Here is a 15,141-nt window from a genome sequence, read left to right as displayed (position 1 = left end):
AGCGGGATGAATACTGGACTTCCGAACCGCTACCAGGCGGGATAAACACAGGGCTCCTGAATCGCCGCCAAGCAGGATAAACGCTGGGTTCTCAAACCACCGCCAAGCGGGATAAACACTGGGCTCCTGAATCGCTGCCAAGCGGGATAAATGCTGGATTCCCGAACCGCCGCCAAGCGGAATAAACACTGGGCTCCTGAATAGCGGCCAAGCGGGATAAGACCAGGGTTTTGTGGGCAGGTAATTAAAGGTTATCGCCCCAGCTTGCTTTCCACTTGCGCGCCTTCGCTGTCGCCCGCACTTTTCAGGCGGTTGAGCAGTTCCTGCCAATCGATTTCGCGGGTGTGGCCGATGATGTCGAGGTGTGGCACGCCGCGTCCTTTCACAAGGTAGTAGCCGTCGCTGCCGTCTTTTGCAGGGGCGATGCCGTCCAGGGTCAGCACGCCGTTTTCAAGATGGGCGGTGAAGCCGAGGCGGTCGTAGGGGAAGCGGTTCAGAACGCGGATAAACTGGTTGAGCATGACGTTGCCGCCACCGGCGCGGGCCAAGTAGGCCACCGCTTCGTGGCTGATGCGGCGGTGCCCCGGGTTGTGATTCGCCGTATGCAGCGCGGCGCGGAAGTGCTGCGGTTTCCAGTTGGTGAGGATGACGTCCGTTGCTTCGCCTTCAATGCGTCCTTCGATTTCACCGATACCGAAAGCCTGGGTCAGCGGTTGCAGGTCAAGGTCGCGCAGGCGCAGGGCAAAGCCGGCATAGGGGGTGTCGCTGAAGAAGCGGCTGATGTGCAGGTGGTCGATATGGATGGTGCCGCCGAAGGTATGGAGGTTGACCGGCTGTTGTAGTTGCAGGCCGTCGCGGTTGAGGCGGATGTCCGGCAGGGTACCGCCGAGGGTGCCGGGAAAGCGGATGGTGTCAAGCGCTGCGCCGAGTTGGCTGAGGCTGATGGGCTCAATGCGGGCGCTGATTTTGTAGGCTTCCCGCTGCGGTTCGAGGCGGTGCACGGTGATGCCGCCGTCGAGGATGGGGATGTGCAGCGGTTTTGCGAGGGTGATGCCGCGTTCGTCCCAGCGGTAGTCGGCATGGATGGCGCCAATGGGCAGTTTGCGCCAGCGGCCGCCGGCGAGGGTGAGGCGCGAGGGGCTGCCGTTATTGCCGGTCTGGCCATCAAGGTCGCGCAGTTGGTAACGGTCTTGTTGGTCTTCGATGTGGATGTGGTGGAAGACGGCGGCGAGGTCGGTCAGGCGGCCGTCGCGGTAAGCCCCGCGCAGGTAGAGGCCGCCTTTGAGCGCAGCGTCGCCAAAGAGGCCGTCGCCGAGGTAGGGCTTGAGGTAGCGGCGGTAGAGGTGGTCGGCGTCGCCCGTGAGTTGGTATAGGGTGAGGGCGGCGAGGCGGTTTGTGCGACGGTTCCAGTCAAGGTCGGCGCTGGCGCTGGCGCGAGCATCATCAAGGTTGAGGTTGCGGATTTGCAGACGATCGGGGTGGTACTCAATGTGGGCACGGACGGTAAGCGGTGCGCCTTCGTGCCGGTAGTAGTAGGGGGTGAGGAGGATTTCGCCTGCGCTCAGGGTGAGGGCGATGTCGCCCCGCCAGTGATCGCCGCTGCCATGCAGGTCGAGCTGGATGCTGCCGCGCAGGTGTTCTGCCGCTTGCAGGCTGTCGGCACTGTTGTAGCGGGCGTCGTGCAGGGTGATGCTGCCGCTTGTGTGGTAACCCGTGTGGTCACGGCGGATCGTGAGGCTGGGGCGTATTTCACCGCCGAGCTGCTGCGCTTTGAGCAGGGGTTCGAGCAGGGCAAGCGGCAGTTCGGCGTCAATAGCGGTAGTGTTATCCGCATAGGCAAGCGTGGTGTGCAGGCGGTGTTTGCCCGCCTCCAGGATGAGGCGGCTATCCGGCGGGAGGTGCAGTGCACCGCGCAGGATGTTCGCGAGGATGAGACGGTCACTATGCAGGTGTAGCGCGGTGCGGCCAAGTGTGCCGCGCAAGTGGAGGGTTTCGAGGGTGAGGGTGTCGTGCGCACGGCGCAGGCGGGCGTCAAGGCGGGTGTTTTTCAGCGGGCTGCCGGCGAGGCGGGTTGCGGGCAGGTCGCCGCTGATGCGCCAGTCGCTGCCGTCTGTGCTTTCGGCACGCAGGCGCAGGTTGTTCACCGGTACGCCGCCGATTTTGCCGCTGCCAATGTCAAGTTCGATGGTAATGGCGGCGGTGGCAGTGCAGATAAGGATGAGGAAGGAGAGGGAAAGACGCCGCTTCATGGGATTTTTATGCCGCCCGGTGAGTGTTTGCTGCGCGGGTGTTGCGATGATAAAGCCGCCCAAGCGGGCGGCTCTTGTCGTATCAGCGTTCTTGCAATGCCTGTTTCATCCGGGTAATCGGTTTGATGAGGTACTGGAAGACGGTTTTTTTGCCGGTCTTGATGTCCACGGTCGCGACCATGCCGGGGATGACGCGCAGTTCTTTACCATTTTTGTCGGTAAGGTGGCTGTCTTTGGTTTCAACGAGCACGCGGTAGTAGGACTGGTTGGCATCAAGGTTGAGCTCGCTGCGGCGGCGTTCGTCGCTGAGGGTATCCGGGCTGATGAGGGTGACGGTGCCGTCCAGGCCGCCGTAGATGGCGTAGTCGTAGGCGGTGATTTTGACGACAGCGGGCAGTCCGGGACGGACGAAGGCAACGTCCTGCGGGCGGATGTAGGCTTGCACCAAGAGGTTGTCGTCCATCGGCACGATTTCCATGATGTCCTGCCCGGCGCTGATGACGCCGCCGACGGTGGTGATTTTGACGTTATTGACGATGCCGCGCACGGGCGAGCGGATTTTTGAGCGTTCGACCGGATCGGCATGCATGGCGAGGTTTTCGCGTGCCTGGGCGAGTTCGGCTTCAGTGCGGACGAGTTCGTTGTTGGCTTCGGTTTTGTACTGGTTGCGGCGCTCGTTGATTTGCAGGGCGAGATCAGCAGATTCGCGCTGCATGCGCAGCAGTTCGATTTCGGAGGAGACGCCACGTTTGACCATAGCGGCTGTACGGCGGATTTGTTCGTCAAGGATACGTTTGCTTTGTTGCAGGCCGGTGACGGCTTCGTCTAGCGCTTTACGCCGTGCTTTGTAGGCGCTGGTTTCGCGGTCACGCAGCTCTTTGGAGACGATGTCGGGGAATTTGAGCGGCTTATCGTAAGCTTCGCTGCGGTAGCGCGCCAGCATGGCTTCAAGGTTGACGACCTTGGCTTCGCTTTCGCGCAAGACGGCAGAGCTGCGGGTATCGTCAATAGTGACGAGGACATCGCCCGCTTCGACCTGATCGCCTTCTTTGACATGCAGTTCGGCGAGGATGCCGGGATCAAGGCTCTGGATGACTTGCAGGCGGCTGCTGGGGATGATGGAGCCCTGGCCGCGTGTAACTTCTTCGAGTTCGTTATTGTAGGCCCATATGACGAAAGCGGTGAGGAAGGAGGCAAGGAAGAAGACGCTCCACCACAGGCCGCGATGTTTTTCTTCTTGCAGGGCGGCGTTGAGGTCGCTGACGAGTTTCAGGTCTTTTTGCGACAGTTTTTGTTTTTTTCTAAATGCCATGTACGCCTCAGATGTTTTCTTGTTTGCCGTGACCGGCAATGATGGTTTGTCCGCTGGTCTGCGCTGGTGGTGGCGGGCTGGCAGGTTTGCCGCTCAAGCGGTCAAGTACAGCCTGTTTCGGGCCGTCCATCACGATTTGTCCTTGTTCCATCACGATGATGCGATCCACCAGCATGAGAATTTGCGGGCGGTGGGTGACAACGATCATGGTGCGGTCGCGCACCCAGTCGGCAAGCGCATGCAGGACTTGTTGTTCGGTATTCTGATCGAGACCGCTGGTCGGTTCGTCAAGCAGGACGACGCGCGGGTTACGCAAGGTGAGGCGGGCAAGATTGACGATTTGTTGTTGTCCGCCGGAAAGGCCGGCACCGTTTTCGCCGAGCTGCATGTCTAGGCCATGTGGATGCGACTGGATGAGGCGTTCGAGGCCGAAGCGTTTTAGGGCATTCAGCAGGATTTCGTCGCTGTAAAAGCTGTCGGCACGGGCGAGGTCAAGGTTGTCGCGCAGGCTACCGAGGAAGAGGCGTGGCGACTGGGCAAGGAAGGCGATGGTGTTGCGCAGGTAGTAAGGATCGATTTGCCGCTCGTCCACGTCGTCCAGTGCGACCAGGCCTTTTTGTGGTTCGTACAGGCCGGAGGCGAGTTTGAGCAGGGTGGATTTGCCACTGCCGATGCGGCCAAGGATGGCAACTTTTTCACCGGCGCGGATGTGGACGGTGAGGTTATCCAGCACGCGCTTGCCTTCTTTGCCGTAGGCGAAGCTGACGTTTTCGAAGGTGATTTTGCCTTGCGGGTGGTCAAGAGTGATGTATTGACGGTCAACGTGGCGCTCAATCGGACGCTTGGTGATGTTGTTCACGCCCTGCAAGGCAAGGCGCGCCTGCTGGAAGCGCACGGCCAGGCCTGCAATTTGTGCGACCGGGCCGAGGGCTCGACCGGACAGGATGACGCAGGCAATAAGCGCGCCCATGGTAATACGGTCATGCGGGCTATCGGCGTGGATGAGGTAGGTGCCGTACACGACGAGGATAACGGTGTTGAGCTGCTGTACGGCGGCTGAGAAGCTGGTGACGAAGTTACTGATGTCACGGGTTTTGATACTTGATGCCGAGGTTTTTGCGGTGTAGGCGTCCCAGCGGCGCTGCGCCCAACTGAAGGCATTGTTGGCTTTCAGGGTTTCGATGCCTTCTATGGCTTCAACCGCAAGCCCCTGCCGCTGCGAGGATTCACGCATGGATTCGTTGATGGAACGCGATAATGGGAATTGCGCCAGTATGCCGGCAAGCATAACAACTGGAATGATGGTCAACGGTACGATGGCAAGTCGCCCGGCTACTAAATGCATCACTGAAATGAAGAGCAGGAAGAACGGCATATCAACAAAGGCGAGCAGGCTGGCACTGGTCATGAAATCGCGCACGGATTCGAAATCACGCAGATTGTTGGCGTAGGAACCGGATGAGACGGGTTTTTCCGCCATGCGTAACTGCATGACACGGCGGAAGAGGGCTGAAGAGATAATAAGGTCGGCTTTTTTGCCGGCGATATCGGTCAGGTGACCGCGGATGAGTTTGGCGATGAATTCGAAGGTGATGGCGAGTGTCACGCCGATACTCAGTACCCACAGGGTTTCCATGGATTTATTCGGGATGACGCGGTCGTACACGTTCATGACGTACAGCGAGCTGACCAGCGCCAAGAAGTTAATGATAAAGGTGGCAACAACGACCTGGTAGTAGTAGCGGCGGAAACGCCAGATGACGCGCCAGAACCAGCCTTTTGGCAGTTCGTATTCGGGCAGTTCGGAGCGAACGTCTTTTTCAGCTTTGGGCTTGATGAACCAGGTGTAGCCGAGGTATTGGCTTTGCAGGTCGGCAAGGGCGATGCGCCGCTCACCCATACCGGCAAATTCCACTAGCGCTTCGTCTCTCTCGATTTTTTTCAGCACGGCGGCTTCGTGGTCATGCAGCATGATGACGGCGGGCAGAGCCAGATTGGGGATTTTGCGCAGCGGACGCTCTTGTAGATAGTTGTCAAAGCCTTGGTATTTCAACACTTCGGACAGTTCATGGAAATCAAAATCGCCGACTTGGTCGCGTGGGGTCAGGGTCGCCAATGTCACGCTGGCCAGTGGGGTTCCCATGAGGCGGGTGAGCAGGCTGATATGTTCGAGCAGGGCTTGCATGGAATGCCTTTTCCTTTTGGTTGTTTGTGGTTAGCGGCGGCGCCGTGGGTTGGTGGTGGTCTTGCTTTTTTTGTCGGCTTTTTTGCCATCCGCTGCCAGTGTGGTGCTTTTCGCTTTTTTCTTCGGTGCGGGTTTATTGTTAGCAACGACTTTGCCGGGCGTTCTCGCCGCTGGCTGCGGTTTGGCTTTTGTCCGGATGTCGAGGTTACCGGTTTCCATGATGAGTTCGCCGGAGTCGCTGACGTGGACAAAGACTTGTTCCGGGCCGGTATAGGGTTCACCTTCGTCTGCGTCGTCGTTATAGGATTCAAGATCAAGGGGAGTAGCGGCATCATCAGCCTCACCATCCAGTGAGGTCAGTTTTAGCGACTGTTCGGCTTTATCTTTGCCGCCTTTTTTCTTGTCTTTATCGTTTTCTTGATCTACCTCTGCTTCTCCCGCTTTGCTGACGTCCGGAATTTTTGCCCATTGCGCCAAATTGCCGGTGGCAGACAGGTAGTCGAGCTTGGCTTTCATCAGATCGTATTGTGCCTGCACACGCAATTGTTTGACGCTAGCCAGTTCGCTGTATGCGTTCACTACATCCAGCAGGGTGCGGGTAGCTATCTTGAATTGGTCTTCGTAGTCCACTACGACTTGTTCCAATGCGCGCGCCTGTGATTCACTGATTTCGATACGTGATTGGTCTTCGCGCATTTGCAGCGCGGCGACTTCGGCGCGTTGCACCAGGCTGTCATGGATTTGATCCAATTTGGCCTGCGCCGCTTGTGCCTGATGGCGTTGTAGTTCGATGGTCGGCGTCGTCGCCTTGTTGAAGACGTCCACTGACATGGTGAGGTACACGGAGGAATTATTGGTATTGGCTTCGCCTTTCAGGCCAACGGCCGGATAGCGCGAGCGTTCCGCCGCTTTCAACGCTGCCTGGATGCTTTCCAGTTCACGTGCCTGCGCGCGGTAGCTGGGGTGCGCCAACGCATCTTCTTCGCTGACTTTGTATTTGTTGAGGATGTCGGTAATCGGCATTTCGGCAAATGGGTCAGCCAGCTCGCTTTCGGTCACGGGCGGGTCAACGTAGCGCGCCAGGCGGCGCAGGGCCAACCCTAAGGAGCGTTCATAACTGATGATAGTTTCTTGTACTTGTATTTGTCGTGCTTCGGCTTGGGTAAATTCGGAACGGCGGCCGGAGTCGTATTCAAGGATAATGCGCAGCTGCTTGACGATATGTTCGTGCCGCGCCAGGTTTTCTTTGGCGACACGCAGCGATTCGCGCGCCTGCAAGGCTTCGAGGTAATCAGATGCGATTTGAAAGGCGAGTTCTTCTGCTGTCTCGCTGGTTTTGTGTTTGTAGTATTGGGTTTTTACGCGGTCACGCTCAATACCCGCTCGGGTAGCACCGAAATCGTAAAGACGCCATTCGGCTTCAACGCCGGGGGTGAATTTGTATTTGCCGCCGCTTTTGAGGACGGGCTGGTTCACACCAGCCCGCACTTTGGGCCACAGTTCGGCTTCCGTTTGTTCCAGGGTGCTTTGCGCCACGCGCTGGTTGGCCTGCGCTTCGACGATTTGTGGATCTTTGGTCACCGCTGCACGCAGGATTTGCGGCAGGTTTCTGCCGCTCGCCCAAAATGAACAAGCTACCGCCACAAAAGCAGTGACGGTAGCAATCCGGATAAGCCGTTTCATGTCATCCTGTTATAGCAAGGTTCGCTTCATATCGCTGAGGATTTGTGCGAGTAATGTCGTCATTCTCGCCCCCAACGCTCCATCTATTACACGATGATCATATGACAGGGACATGGGTAGCATCAAGCGCGGGGTGAAATCTTTGCCGTTCCACACCGGCTGCATAGCCGAGCGGGAGACGCCGAGGATCGCAACTTCGGGTGAATTGACGATCGGGGTAAAGAACGTTCCACCAATACCGCCCAAACTGGAGATGGTCATGGATGCGCCGGACATGTCTTTCGGGGTCAGCTTGCCGTCGCGCGCCTTTTTGCTGATGGCTGCGAGATCGCTGGACAGTTCGAAGATGCCTTTTTTATCCACATCGCGGATGACCGGCACGACCAAGCCATTCGGCGTGTCAACAGCGATACCGATGTTGTAATACTTCTTCAGGATCAGCGTCTTGCCATCCGGTGACAACGAGGAGTTGAAACGCGGCAGTTCTTTCAGCGCGCTAACCAGGGCTTTCATCAGGAAGGCCAGCATGGTGACACGCACGCCGCGTTTTTCCGCTTCGGCTTTGAGTGAGACGCGGAAGGCTTCCAGTTCGGTGATGTCGGCATAATCATGCTGGGTGACATGCGGGATGTTCAGCCAGCAGCGGATCATCGCGGCACCGGTCAGCACGTTGATGCGCGACAGAGCCTGTTCTTCGATTTCACCAAATTGCGAGAAATCCACGGCAGGTACCGGCGGGATGCCGTTACCTCCGCTGGCAGCAGCGGAAACGGGGGCACCATCAACCAAAAGGCCTTTGACGTAAGCCTTGATGTCGCTTTCGAGGATGCGACCACGCGGTCCGGTACCTTGGACTTTGCCGAGATCCACGTTCATTTCGCGGGCGAATTTACGCATGGAAGGGCTGGCGTGAGCGGTGGCGAAGGCGGCTTCGTCAATTTTGGCATTGGCAGCAGCCGGAGCAGCAACAGCTGGAGCAGATGCAGGAGCGGGCGCCGGTTTGGGCGCTTCTACCGGGGCAGCAGGTGCTGCTTGTGGTGCTTCTACCGCAGGTGCAGCGGCTGGCGCAGCAGCGGCACCGCCGCTAACGGTGGCGACCAGATCGCCCTGTTTGACTTTATCGCCGACTCTGATGGCAATGCGGTCCACTTTACCGGCGATTTCCGTTGGTACTTCCATGGAGGCTTTGTCGGATTCCAGCACCAGTACGGATTGGCCGACTTCGACAGTGTCGCCGGCTTTGATCAATACTTCGATGACATCAACGGCGTCAAAATCGCCAATGTCGGGGATGCGAATTTCATTGCTCATTTCAATATCCTGTTTCTATTCTGGAATTAACGGTACAAGGGGTATTTGTCTTCGGTGTTGATACCGTATTTGTCGATCGCTTTCTTCACGTCGGCGGTAGTCGCCTTGCCTTGATCGGCCAACGATTTCAATGCAGCCACGACGACGTGGTAGCGGTTCACTTCAAAGTGGCGGCGCAGGGCTTCGCGGGTATCGGAACGGCCGTAGCCATCGGTGCCAAGTACCAGCATGTCGCGGTCTTTCGGCAAGTATGCGCGGATTTGATCCGGATAGGCGCGGATGTAGTCGGTCGAGACGATAATCGGGCCTTCTTTGCCGTGCATCACTTCGTTCAGATAGGCAGTGCGTGGTTTGCTCTCCGGATGCAGGCGGTTGTAGCGCTCAACATCGGCGGCCTCGCGCGCGAGCAGGGTGAAGGAGGTGGCGCTCCATACATCGGAACCAATGCCCCATTCATCCGCCAGCAATTTGGCGCCTTCCAGCACTTCTATCAGGATGGAACCGGAGCCCATCAGCTGTACGTGTCCCTTGCTGCCTTTGTGGGCGGCGACGGGATGCAGGCCTTTGAGGATGCCCTCCGTGCTGCCTTGCGGCATTTCCGGATGCGGGTAGTTTTCGTTGAGCAGGGTCAGGTAGTAGTAGACGTCCTCATGCTCGGCGTACATGCGGCGGATGCCGTCACGCACGATAACCGCGACTTCATAGGCGAAAGTCGGGTCATAAGGGATACAGTTCGGAATCAGCGCCGCATGCATATGGCTGTGGCCGTCTTCGTGTTGCAGCCCTTCACCGTTCAGGGTGGTGCGGCCGGCGGTACCGCCAAGCAGGAAGCCGCGCGCACGCTGGTCACCCGCTGCCCAGGCGAAGTCGCCGAAACGCTGGAAGCCGAACATCGAGTAATAGACAAGGAACGGAATCATCGGCACGCCGTGCACGCTGTACGCGGTACCAGCCGCGATCCAGTCACACATCGCGCCGCCTTCGTTAATCCCTTCTTGCAGGATTTGTCCGTTGGCAGATTCCTTGTAGTACATCAACTGGTCGGCATCGGACGGTGTATATTGCTGACCGAGCGGGTTCCAGATGCCGTATTGGCGGAACATGCCTTCCATACCGAAGGTGCGGAATTCGTCCGGCACAATCGGTACGATGTGCTTGCCCAGGGCCTTGTCTTTCATCAGCGCGCCCAGCACGCGGACAAATGCCATCGTAGTGGAAATTTCGCGTCCTTCCTTGGTGGCAGCGGTGATGGAAGAAAACATGTCCATCGCCGGTACGGGTAGGGACGGCGCACGGTCATTGCGTGACGGCACGAAGCCTTCCAGCGTGCGACGGCGGGCGAGCAGATATTCCTGCTCCGGCGAGCCGTCGGCGAACTTCAAATACTCAACCTTTTCGACCTGCTCATCGGTCAGTGGCAGATGGAAGCGGTCACGGAAGGCGAGCAGCTGCTGCACATCCATCTTCTTGGACTGGTGTGCAACGTTTTGCGATTCGGCCGAACCGCCCATCGCCCAACCTTTGACCGTGTGCATCAGAATCAGCGTCGGTTTGCCGCTTTCCTGTGCCGCCTTGTACGCCGCATAGACTTTGAGTGGATCATGACCGCCGCGTTGCAGCGCCCAGATTTCATCGTCAGTCATGTCGGATACCAGAGCCTTCAATTCGAGCGAATTGAAGAAATGCTCGCGGACATAGGCGCCGTTTTTAGATTTATACGTCTGATAATCGCCATCGACGACTTCCATCATGCGCTTGCGCAATACGCCGTCCACATCGCGGGCGAGGATTTTGTCCCAGTTGCTGTCCCACAGTACCTTGATGACATCCCAGCCGGCGCCACGGAATTCACCTTCCAGCTCTTGTACGATTTTACCGTTGCCGCGTACCGGGCCGTCCAGGCGTTGCAAGTTACAGTTGACGACGAAGACCAGATTGTTGAGATTCTCGCGTGCGGCGAGGCCGATTTGTCCGCGTGATTCCGGCTCGTCCATCTCGCCGTCGCCGAGGAAAGCCCACACCTTGCGGCCTTTCGCCTCAATCAGATTGCGGCTTTCCAGATAACGCATGAAACGCGCCTGATACAGCGCCATCATTGGGCCCAAGCCCATGGAAACCGTCGGGAACTGCCAGAAATGCGGCATCAACCACGGGTGCGGATACGAAGAAAGACCGTTACCGTCGGTTTCCTGCCGATAATTGTCGAGTTGCTCTTCCGTCAAACGGCCTTCAAGGAAGGCGCGGGCGTACATTCCCGGTGCGCAGTGGCCCTGGAAGAAAACCAAATCGCCGCCCTGATCGCCATCCTGGCCGTGCCAAAAGTGGTTTTGTCCGACCTCATACATCACGGCTGAGGACGAAAAACTGGCGATATGACCGCCGACATTGGTGTGCTTGCCGGCGCGGATGACCATCGCCAACGCATTCCAGCGCACGAATGCCTCAATGCGTTTTTCCAGGGCGAGATCACCCGGATAGGCGGGCTGGCGCTCGACCGGAATCGTATTGTAATAAGGGGTGGTAAAGCCGCTGGTGAAGCCCAGACCATCGCGCGAAGCTTGCTCCAGCAAGGTCTCAATTATGAAGTGGGCGCGCTCTTCGCCCTCTTCGCGCAACACGCTGGCAAGCGATGCCAGCCATTCCCGGGTCTCTTGTGGGTCGATGTCTTTTTTCATCTTGGTGTTTTCTCCGAAAAAATACGCAGATAGTTGTGCTCCGGCGCACTAGCAGCCCGGATTGTAGCACGGCTGCATGTCTGTCGCACGGCAGTGTGGATTGCTGTTGAAAAAAGACAATAATAAACAGGACATTATCTTGTAAGTCAACGCAATAATAAGTGATGACGATATATAGCTGCCGCAATTTTATGGAGAGCTGCCTATGGTAGCGGCAGGCATGAAAAAATGTCCGCAATGGCGAGCGACTGAATACAGCCGCTTCAAACAGGATTGAGACAAGGCGGCGGGCCCAGTATTGACGCCGCTTGGCGAGCACGGTAATGACGCTGTTCAACGAACCCAGCAACGATGCCGCTTGACGGACCCGGTATCAATGCCGCTTGGCGGTTCCTTGTCATGTCCGAAGGAAATGACTATAAAAAATCGCCCGCATGGCGGGCGATTCAATAAAGCGAGATTCAGCGGGCGCTGATGACGCGGCCTTTGCTGTGGATAGTTTTGCTTTCTTTGGCCAAGCGTTTGTTGTTGGCTGTAATCGCTTGACGCCGGGCGAGTTTGGCCTTGCTCTCCGCCGCTTTGCGCGCTGCCTTGTCGTTTTTCGCAATGAGTTTGCCGCTTGCTGCCGCTTTTTTGCCTCTGCTGTTCGCGGCGAGGGCAATGAAGGGTTTGTCTTTCACTGCTTTGCGCGCCCCGGCGTAGCGCCCCGGCCATTTGCCACGCTTGATATTCTCGACACGCACGCGCATGCCGGTTTGCGGGGCGTGCAGCATGCGCCCGCCGCCGAGATAGAGGCCGACGTGATTGATGACGCCTTTTTTGCGGAAGAAAACGAGATCGCCGGGTTGCGGTTCGCTGGTGGCTTGCAGGCGGGAAAACTGTTCGCGGCTGTTGCGCGGAATATTCACCCCTTCCTGATGATAGAGGTAATGGATAAGGCCGGAGCAGTCGAAGCCTTTGGGAGTCGTGCCGCCCCACAGATAGGGGGTGCCGATGTATTTCTTGCCTTTCAGCAGGACGGTGTGGCGGGTCTTGGCGTTACCACTGAGCGATGCCGTTTGGGCTTTGCCGGGTTTGTCCGCTTTGACCAGGGATTTATGCGCTTTTTTGCCTTTGTCGGTCGCTTTATCGTGTTTGGCGACGGTCTTCTTCTGTTCCGCTTTGGGCTTTGCAGCGGGTTTTGCCGTTTTGGCTACTGCCTTCTTTTCTGCGGCGGCTTTAGCGGCAGGTTTGGCTTTTTCTTTACTCTTTTCCGCTGTTTTAGCGGCAGTTTTAACTTTTTCTTTGCTCTTTTCTGCAGCTGTGGCCGGTTTAGCTGCCGTTTTTTTGCTCGCGCTGGCGGCGGGTTTACCGGTATGGGCGGCGGGTTTTGCCGGTGCCGCCACCACGCCTTGCCAGACCAGCAGACAGGCGATCAGGATGATTTTTTTCATATTCTTGGGATGAGTGTGAGGGTGGACGTGTGTTGCGGCAATCCTAATGGAAAATGACGGCGTTGTCATCGTGTATCACACGTTTTGCGTCAGGTTTGTGCCTTTTTCGTCACCTTATCGGCTACCAGCGGATGATGAACAGTATCGGAGGCAAAGCTCTCGCGCAGGATATGCAGCACTGCCGCGACGCGGCCCGCTTGCACACGGTGCGGGGTAACGGCATAGATGGCGAACGGCGGCAGCGTCCAGTCAGGCAGGACAACGCGCAAACTGCCATCAGCCACGGCGTCTGCCGCTTCACCATCGGCCAGCAGCGCCAACCCCAAGCCTGCCACACACAGACGGCACACAGCGGCGAGGCGGTTACAGTAGAGGCCGCTTTCGATGTTGAGCAGATGGTGTTCACCGTCGCGGCACAGTTCGCCGCGCGGCAGTTCGTGATAAATCCATGTGTGTGCGGCAAGGTCGGCGGGGTGGGTGATTGCAGGCGCGTCGCGCAGGTAGGCAGGCGCGGCGTAGATATGCCAGCGCCAGTCGGCGAGGTGACGGGCGACGAGGTCGGGCGCATCCAGCGCATGTGCGCCGCCGCGCAGGGCAATGTCGATACTGCCGTCGCGCAGGTCGGCCAGCGCCTCGTCGAAGTAGAGGGCAAGGCGTATCGCCGGATGTTCGCGGCGGATGCGTCGCAGGGCCTGCTGGAAGGCGGCAGCGTCGGCCATGCCGGTCGGCGCGGCAAGGCGCACCTCGCCGGCGATGTCGGTTTTCAGGTTGGTCAGCGTCAGACGGGCGTCCTGCACGCTGGCGAGCAGGCGGAGACAGTGTTCGCCCAGCGCGCTGCCCGCGTCGGTTGGGGCGAGGTGTCGTGTGCTGCGGTGCAGCAGTTTGACGCCGTGCAGTTTTTCGAGGCGGCTGATGTGCTGGCTGACGGCGGATGGGCTCATGCCCAGCACTTGTGCGGCGGCGTTCATGCTGCCATGTTCGAGGACGGCGGCGAAGGCAAGCAGGGGGCGCAGATCGTCCATCAGTGCAGGGTCAGCAGACGGGTGAGCAGGGCATCGTCGAGGAGGCGGCTTGGCTCGCGCAGCCAGTCGCCGTAGGCTGCGGGGAAGGCGTTGCGGCAGTAGCCCGCGTGAGCGATGAAGTCGAAGACGGCATGAATGTAGCCGTTGATTTCCAGTGCGGCGAGGTCGAAGGTTTCGTCCCAAAGGAGACTGATAGTTGAAGGAGTGTCGCGGTCGGTTACGTCTTCGACGTTGTAGATGTGCAAGGCGTCAAGGATGCCTTGTTCCGTATGGGCGGCGTAGAAGTAGCCGGTATCGCCGTCGTCTTCAAAGACGATGCCGTAGGGCGTCTCTTCGAACCAGGATTCGAGGACGCATTTATTGCCGGGACAGTGTTCGATGCTGTCGCAGCCGAGGTAGAGGGTTCTTTCGTGCATTGTTTAGTCCTGCTTGATAATGGGTGAAGCGCAAGCGGCATTATCAATGCTAACAAGCCCTGCCTACAATAAGTGCTCCTTCACTTGGTTACTTAGCGAGGTGTTTATGAAATACGCCGTTATTGGTGGCACCGGTTATATCGGCAATGCCGTCGTGCGCGAACTCGCCGCGCGTGGTCATGCAGTCATCGCTTTCGCGCGGCACACGGATAAGGTCTTCGCCGCGCCGAATGTGCAGGCAGTCAGGGCCGATGTGCACGACGCGGATTTTGCCGCACAACTGGCGGGCTTCGATGCCGTAGTCAGCGCGTTCAGCCCCGGCTGGGATAATCCGCATTTTGCCCGCGATTTCACGGCGGCTTATGCGGCAATTGTGGCTGCCGCGCAGACGGCACAAGTGCCTTATTTGTTAGTTATCGGCGGTGCGGGCAGTTTGCTGGTGGATGGTGTGGCGCTGGTCGATACGCCCGATTTCCCGCCACAGCTGTTTGCCGTCGCTGATGCGGAGCGGAATCTGTGGCGCGATTTGTGCAGGAAGCGTGAGGTGAATTGGGCTTTTCTCGCCCCACCGCTGCGTTTTGGCGAAGGCCGCGCCGCCCGTCCCGCCCGCACGGGCCGTTATCGTCTGGGCACGGATACGCTGCTGCTGGCCAATGACGGCCCGGCGGGTATCGGCCTGGCCGACTTGGCGGTGGCCATTGCCGATGACGTTGAGCGCAAGGCGCATCTGCATCAGCATTTCACGGTGGCTGCGGTGTGATGCCTTTGCGGTTGCCTGAAAAATCCCGCTTCGGCGGGATTTTTTTCTAGGGGGAACTTCATAGCAAAAATAGACCTATTTGTTTATGATTTTTC

The 15,141-nt window shown here is 58.1% G+C and carries 10 protein-coding genes; 1 reads left to right on the top strand and 9 read right to left on the bottom strand.

What is annotated here, in order from left to right; all coding sequences use genetic code 11:
* Nucleotides 1–251: 251 nt before the first annotated feature.
* The 9 genes from DY250_RS08825 to DY250_RS08780 form a co-directional block, all read right to left on the bottom strand.
* Nucleotides 252–2,249 (bottom strand): hypothetical protein, encoded by a 1,998-nt coding sequence (locus tag DY250_RS08825; protein ID WP_115612812.1) that lies wholly within the window; start codon nucleotides 2,247–2,249, stop codon nucleotides 252–254.
* Between the two features lie 82 nt (nucleotides 2,250–2,331).
* Nucleotides 2,332–3,561: an HlyD family type I secretion periplasmic adaptor subunit gene (locus tag DY250_RS08820; RefSeq protein WP_115611976.1), complete on the bottom strand. Its 1,230-nt coding sequence runs from the start codon at nucleotides 3,559–3,561 to the stop codon at nucleotides 2,332–2,334.
* A 7-nt stretch (nucleotides 3,562–3,568) separates the two neighbouring features.
* Nucleotides 3,569–5,746, bottom strand: coding sequence for a type I secretion system permease/ATPase (locus DY250_RS08815; RefSeq protein WP_115611975.1), 2,178 nt, complete (start codon nucleotides 5,744–5,746; stop codon nucleotides 3,569–3,571).
* A gap of 30 nt (nucleotides 5,747–5,776) precedes the next feature.
* Nucleotides 5,777–7,429, bottom strand: coding sequence for a TolC family protein (locus DY250_RS08810; RefSeq protein ID WP_115611974.1), 1,653 nt, complete (start codon nucleotides 7,427–7,429; stop codon nucleotides 5,777–5,779).
* A 9-nt stretch (nucleotides 7,430–7,438) separates the two neighbouring features.
* Nucleotides 7,439–8,740, bottom strand: coding sequence for a dihydrolipoyllysine-residue acetyltransferase (gene aceF / locus DY250_RS08805; protein ID WP_115611973.1), 1,302 nt, complete (start codon nucleotides 8,738–8,740; stop codon nucleotides 7,439–7,441).
* 26 nt (nucleotides 8,741–8,766) lie between these two features.
* Nucleotides 8,767–11,415 carry a pyruvate dehydrogenase (acetyl-transferring), homodimeric type gene (gene aceE, locus DY250_RS08800; RefSeq protein ID WP_115611972.1) on the bottom strand — a complete coding sequence of 883 codons (2,649 nt, stop codon included), beginning with the start codon at nucleotides 11,413–11,415 and terminating at the stop codon, nucleotides 8,767–8,769.
* A gap of 461 nt (nucleotides 11,416–11,876) precedes the next feature.
* Nucleotides 11,877–12,848 (bottom strand): C40 family peptidase, encoded by a 972-nt coding sequence (locus DY250_RS14310; RefSeq protein WP_218565570.1) that lies wholly within the window; start codon nucleotides 12,846–12,848, stop codon nucleotides 11,877–11,879.
* 89 nt (nucleotides 12,849–12,937) lie between these two features.
* Nucleotides 12,938–13,870, bottom strand: a complete 933-nt coding sequence (locus tag DY250_RS08785) for a LysR family transcriptional regulator (protein ID WP_115611971.1) — start codon at nucleotides 13,868–13,870, stop codon at nucleotides 12,938–12,940.
* Entirely contained in the window at nucleotides 13,870–14,286 is a 417-nt protein-coding gene (locus DY250_RS08780) for a DUF2251 domain-containing protein (protein WP_115611970.1), read from the bottom strand. The genes DY250_RS08785 and DY250_RS08780 overlap by 1 nt, the downstream gene beginning before the upstream one ends.
* Before the next feature lie 106 nt (nucleotides 14,287–14,392).
* Between DY250_RS08780 and DY250_RS08775 the strand changes: the two genes are divergently transcribed.
* Nucleotides 14,393–15,046 carry an NAD(P)-dependent oxidoreductase gene (locus DY250_RS08775; RefSeq protein WP_115611969.1) on the top strand — a complete coding sequence of 218 codons (654 nt, stop codon included), beginning with the start codon at nucleotides 14,393–14,395 and terminating at the stop codon, nucleotides 15,044–15,046.
* The last annotated feature ends 95 nt before the right edge of the window (nucleotides 15,047–15,141 follow it).

The sequence above is a fragment of the Cardiobacterium valvarum genome (assembly GCF_900460955.1).
GTDB classification, from domain to species: Bacteria; Pseudomonadota; Gammaproteobacteria; order Cardiobacteriales; family Cardiobacteriaceae; genus Cardiobacterium; species Cardiobacterium valvarum.
Note: the sequence above shows the minus strand (reverse complement) of the source record. Positions and strands in the feature narration are given on the sequence as shown.

Coding starts and splice junctions, on each gene's coding strand:
- DY250_RS08825 (WP_115612812.1), bottom strand. CDS start 2,249: ATGAAGCGGCGTCTTTCCCTCTCCTTCCTCATCCTTATCTGCACTGCC.
- DY250_RS08820 (WP_115611976.1), bottom strand. CDS start 3,561: ATGGCATTTAGAAAAAAACAAAAACTGTCGCAAAAAGACCTGAAACTC.
- DY250_RS08815 (WP_115611975.1), bottom strand. CDS start 5,746: ATGCAAGCCCTGCTCGAACATATCAGCCTGCTCACCCGCCTCATGGGA.
- DY250_RS08810 (WP_115611974.1), bottom strand. CDS start 7,429: ATGAAACGGCTTATCCGGATTGCTACCGTCACTGCTTTTGTGGCGGTA.
- aceF (WP_115611973.1), bottom strand. CDS start 8,740: ATGAGCAATGAAATTCGCATCCCCGACATTGGCGATTTTGACGCCGTT.
- aceE (WP_115611972.1), bottom strand. CDS start 11,415: ATGAAAAAAGACATCGACCCACAAGAGACCCGGGAATGGCTGGCATCG.
- DY250_RS14310 (WP_218565570.1), bottom strand. CDS start 12,848: ATGAAAAAAATCATCCTGATCGCCTGTCTGCTGGTCTGGCAAGGCGTG.
- DY250_RS08785 (WP_115611971.1), bottom strand. CDS start 13,870: ATGGACGATCTGCGCCCCCTGCTTGCCTTCGCCGCCGTCCTCGAACAT.
- DY250_RS08780 (WP_115611970.1), bottom strand. CDS start 14,286: ATGCACGAAAGAACCCTCTACCTCGGCTGCGACAGCATCGAACACTGT.
- DY250_RS08775 (WP_115611969.1), top strand. CDS start 14,393: ATGAAATACGCCGTTATTGGTGGCACCGGTTATATCGGCAATGCCGTC.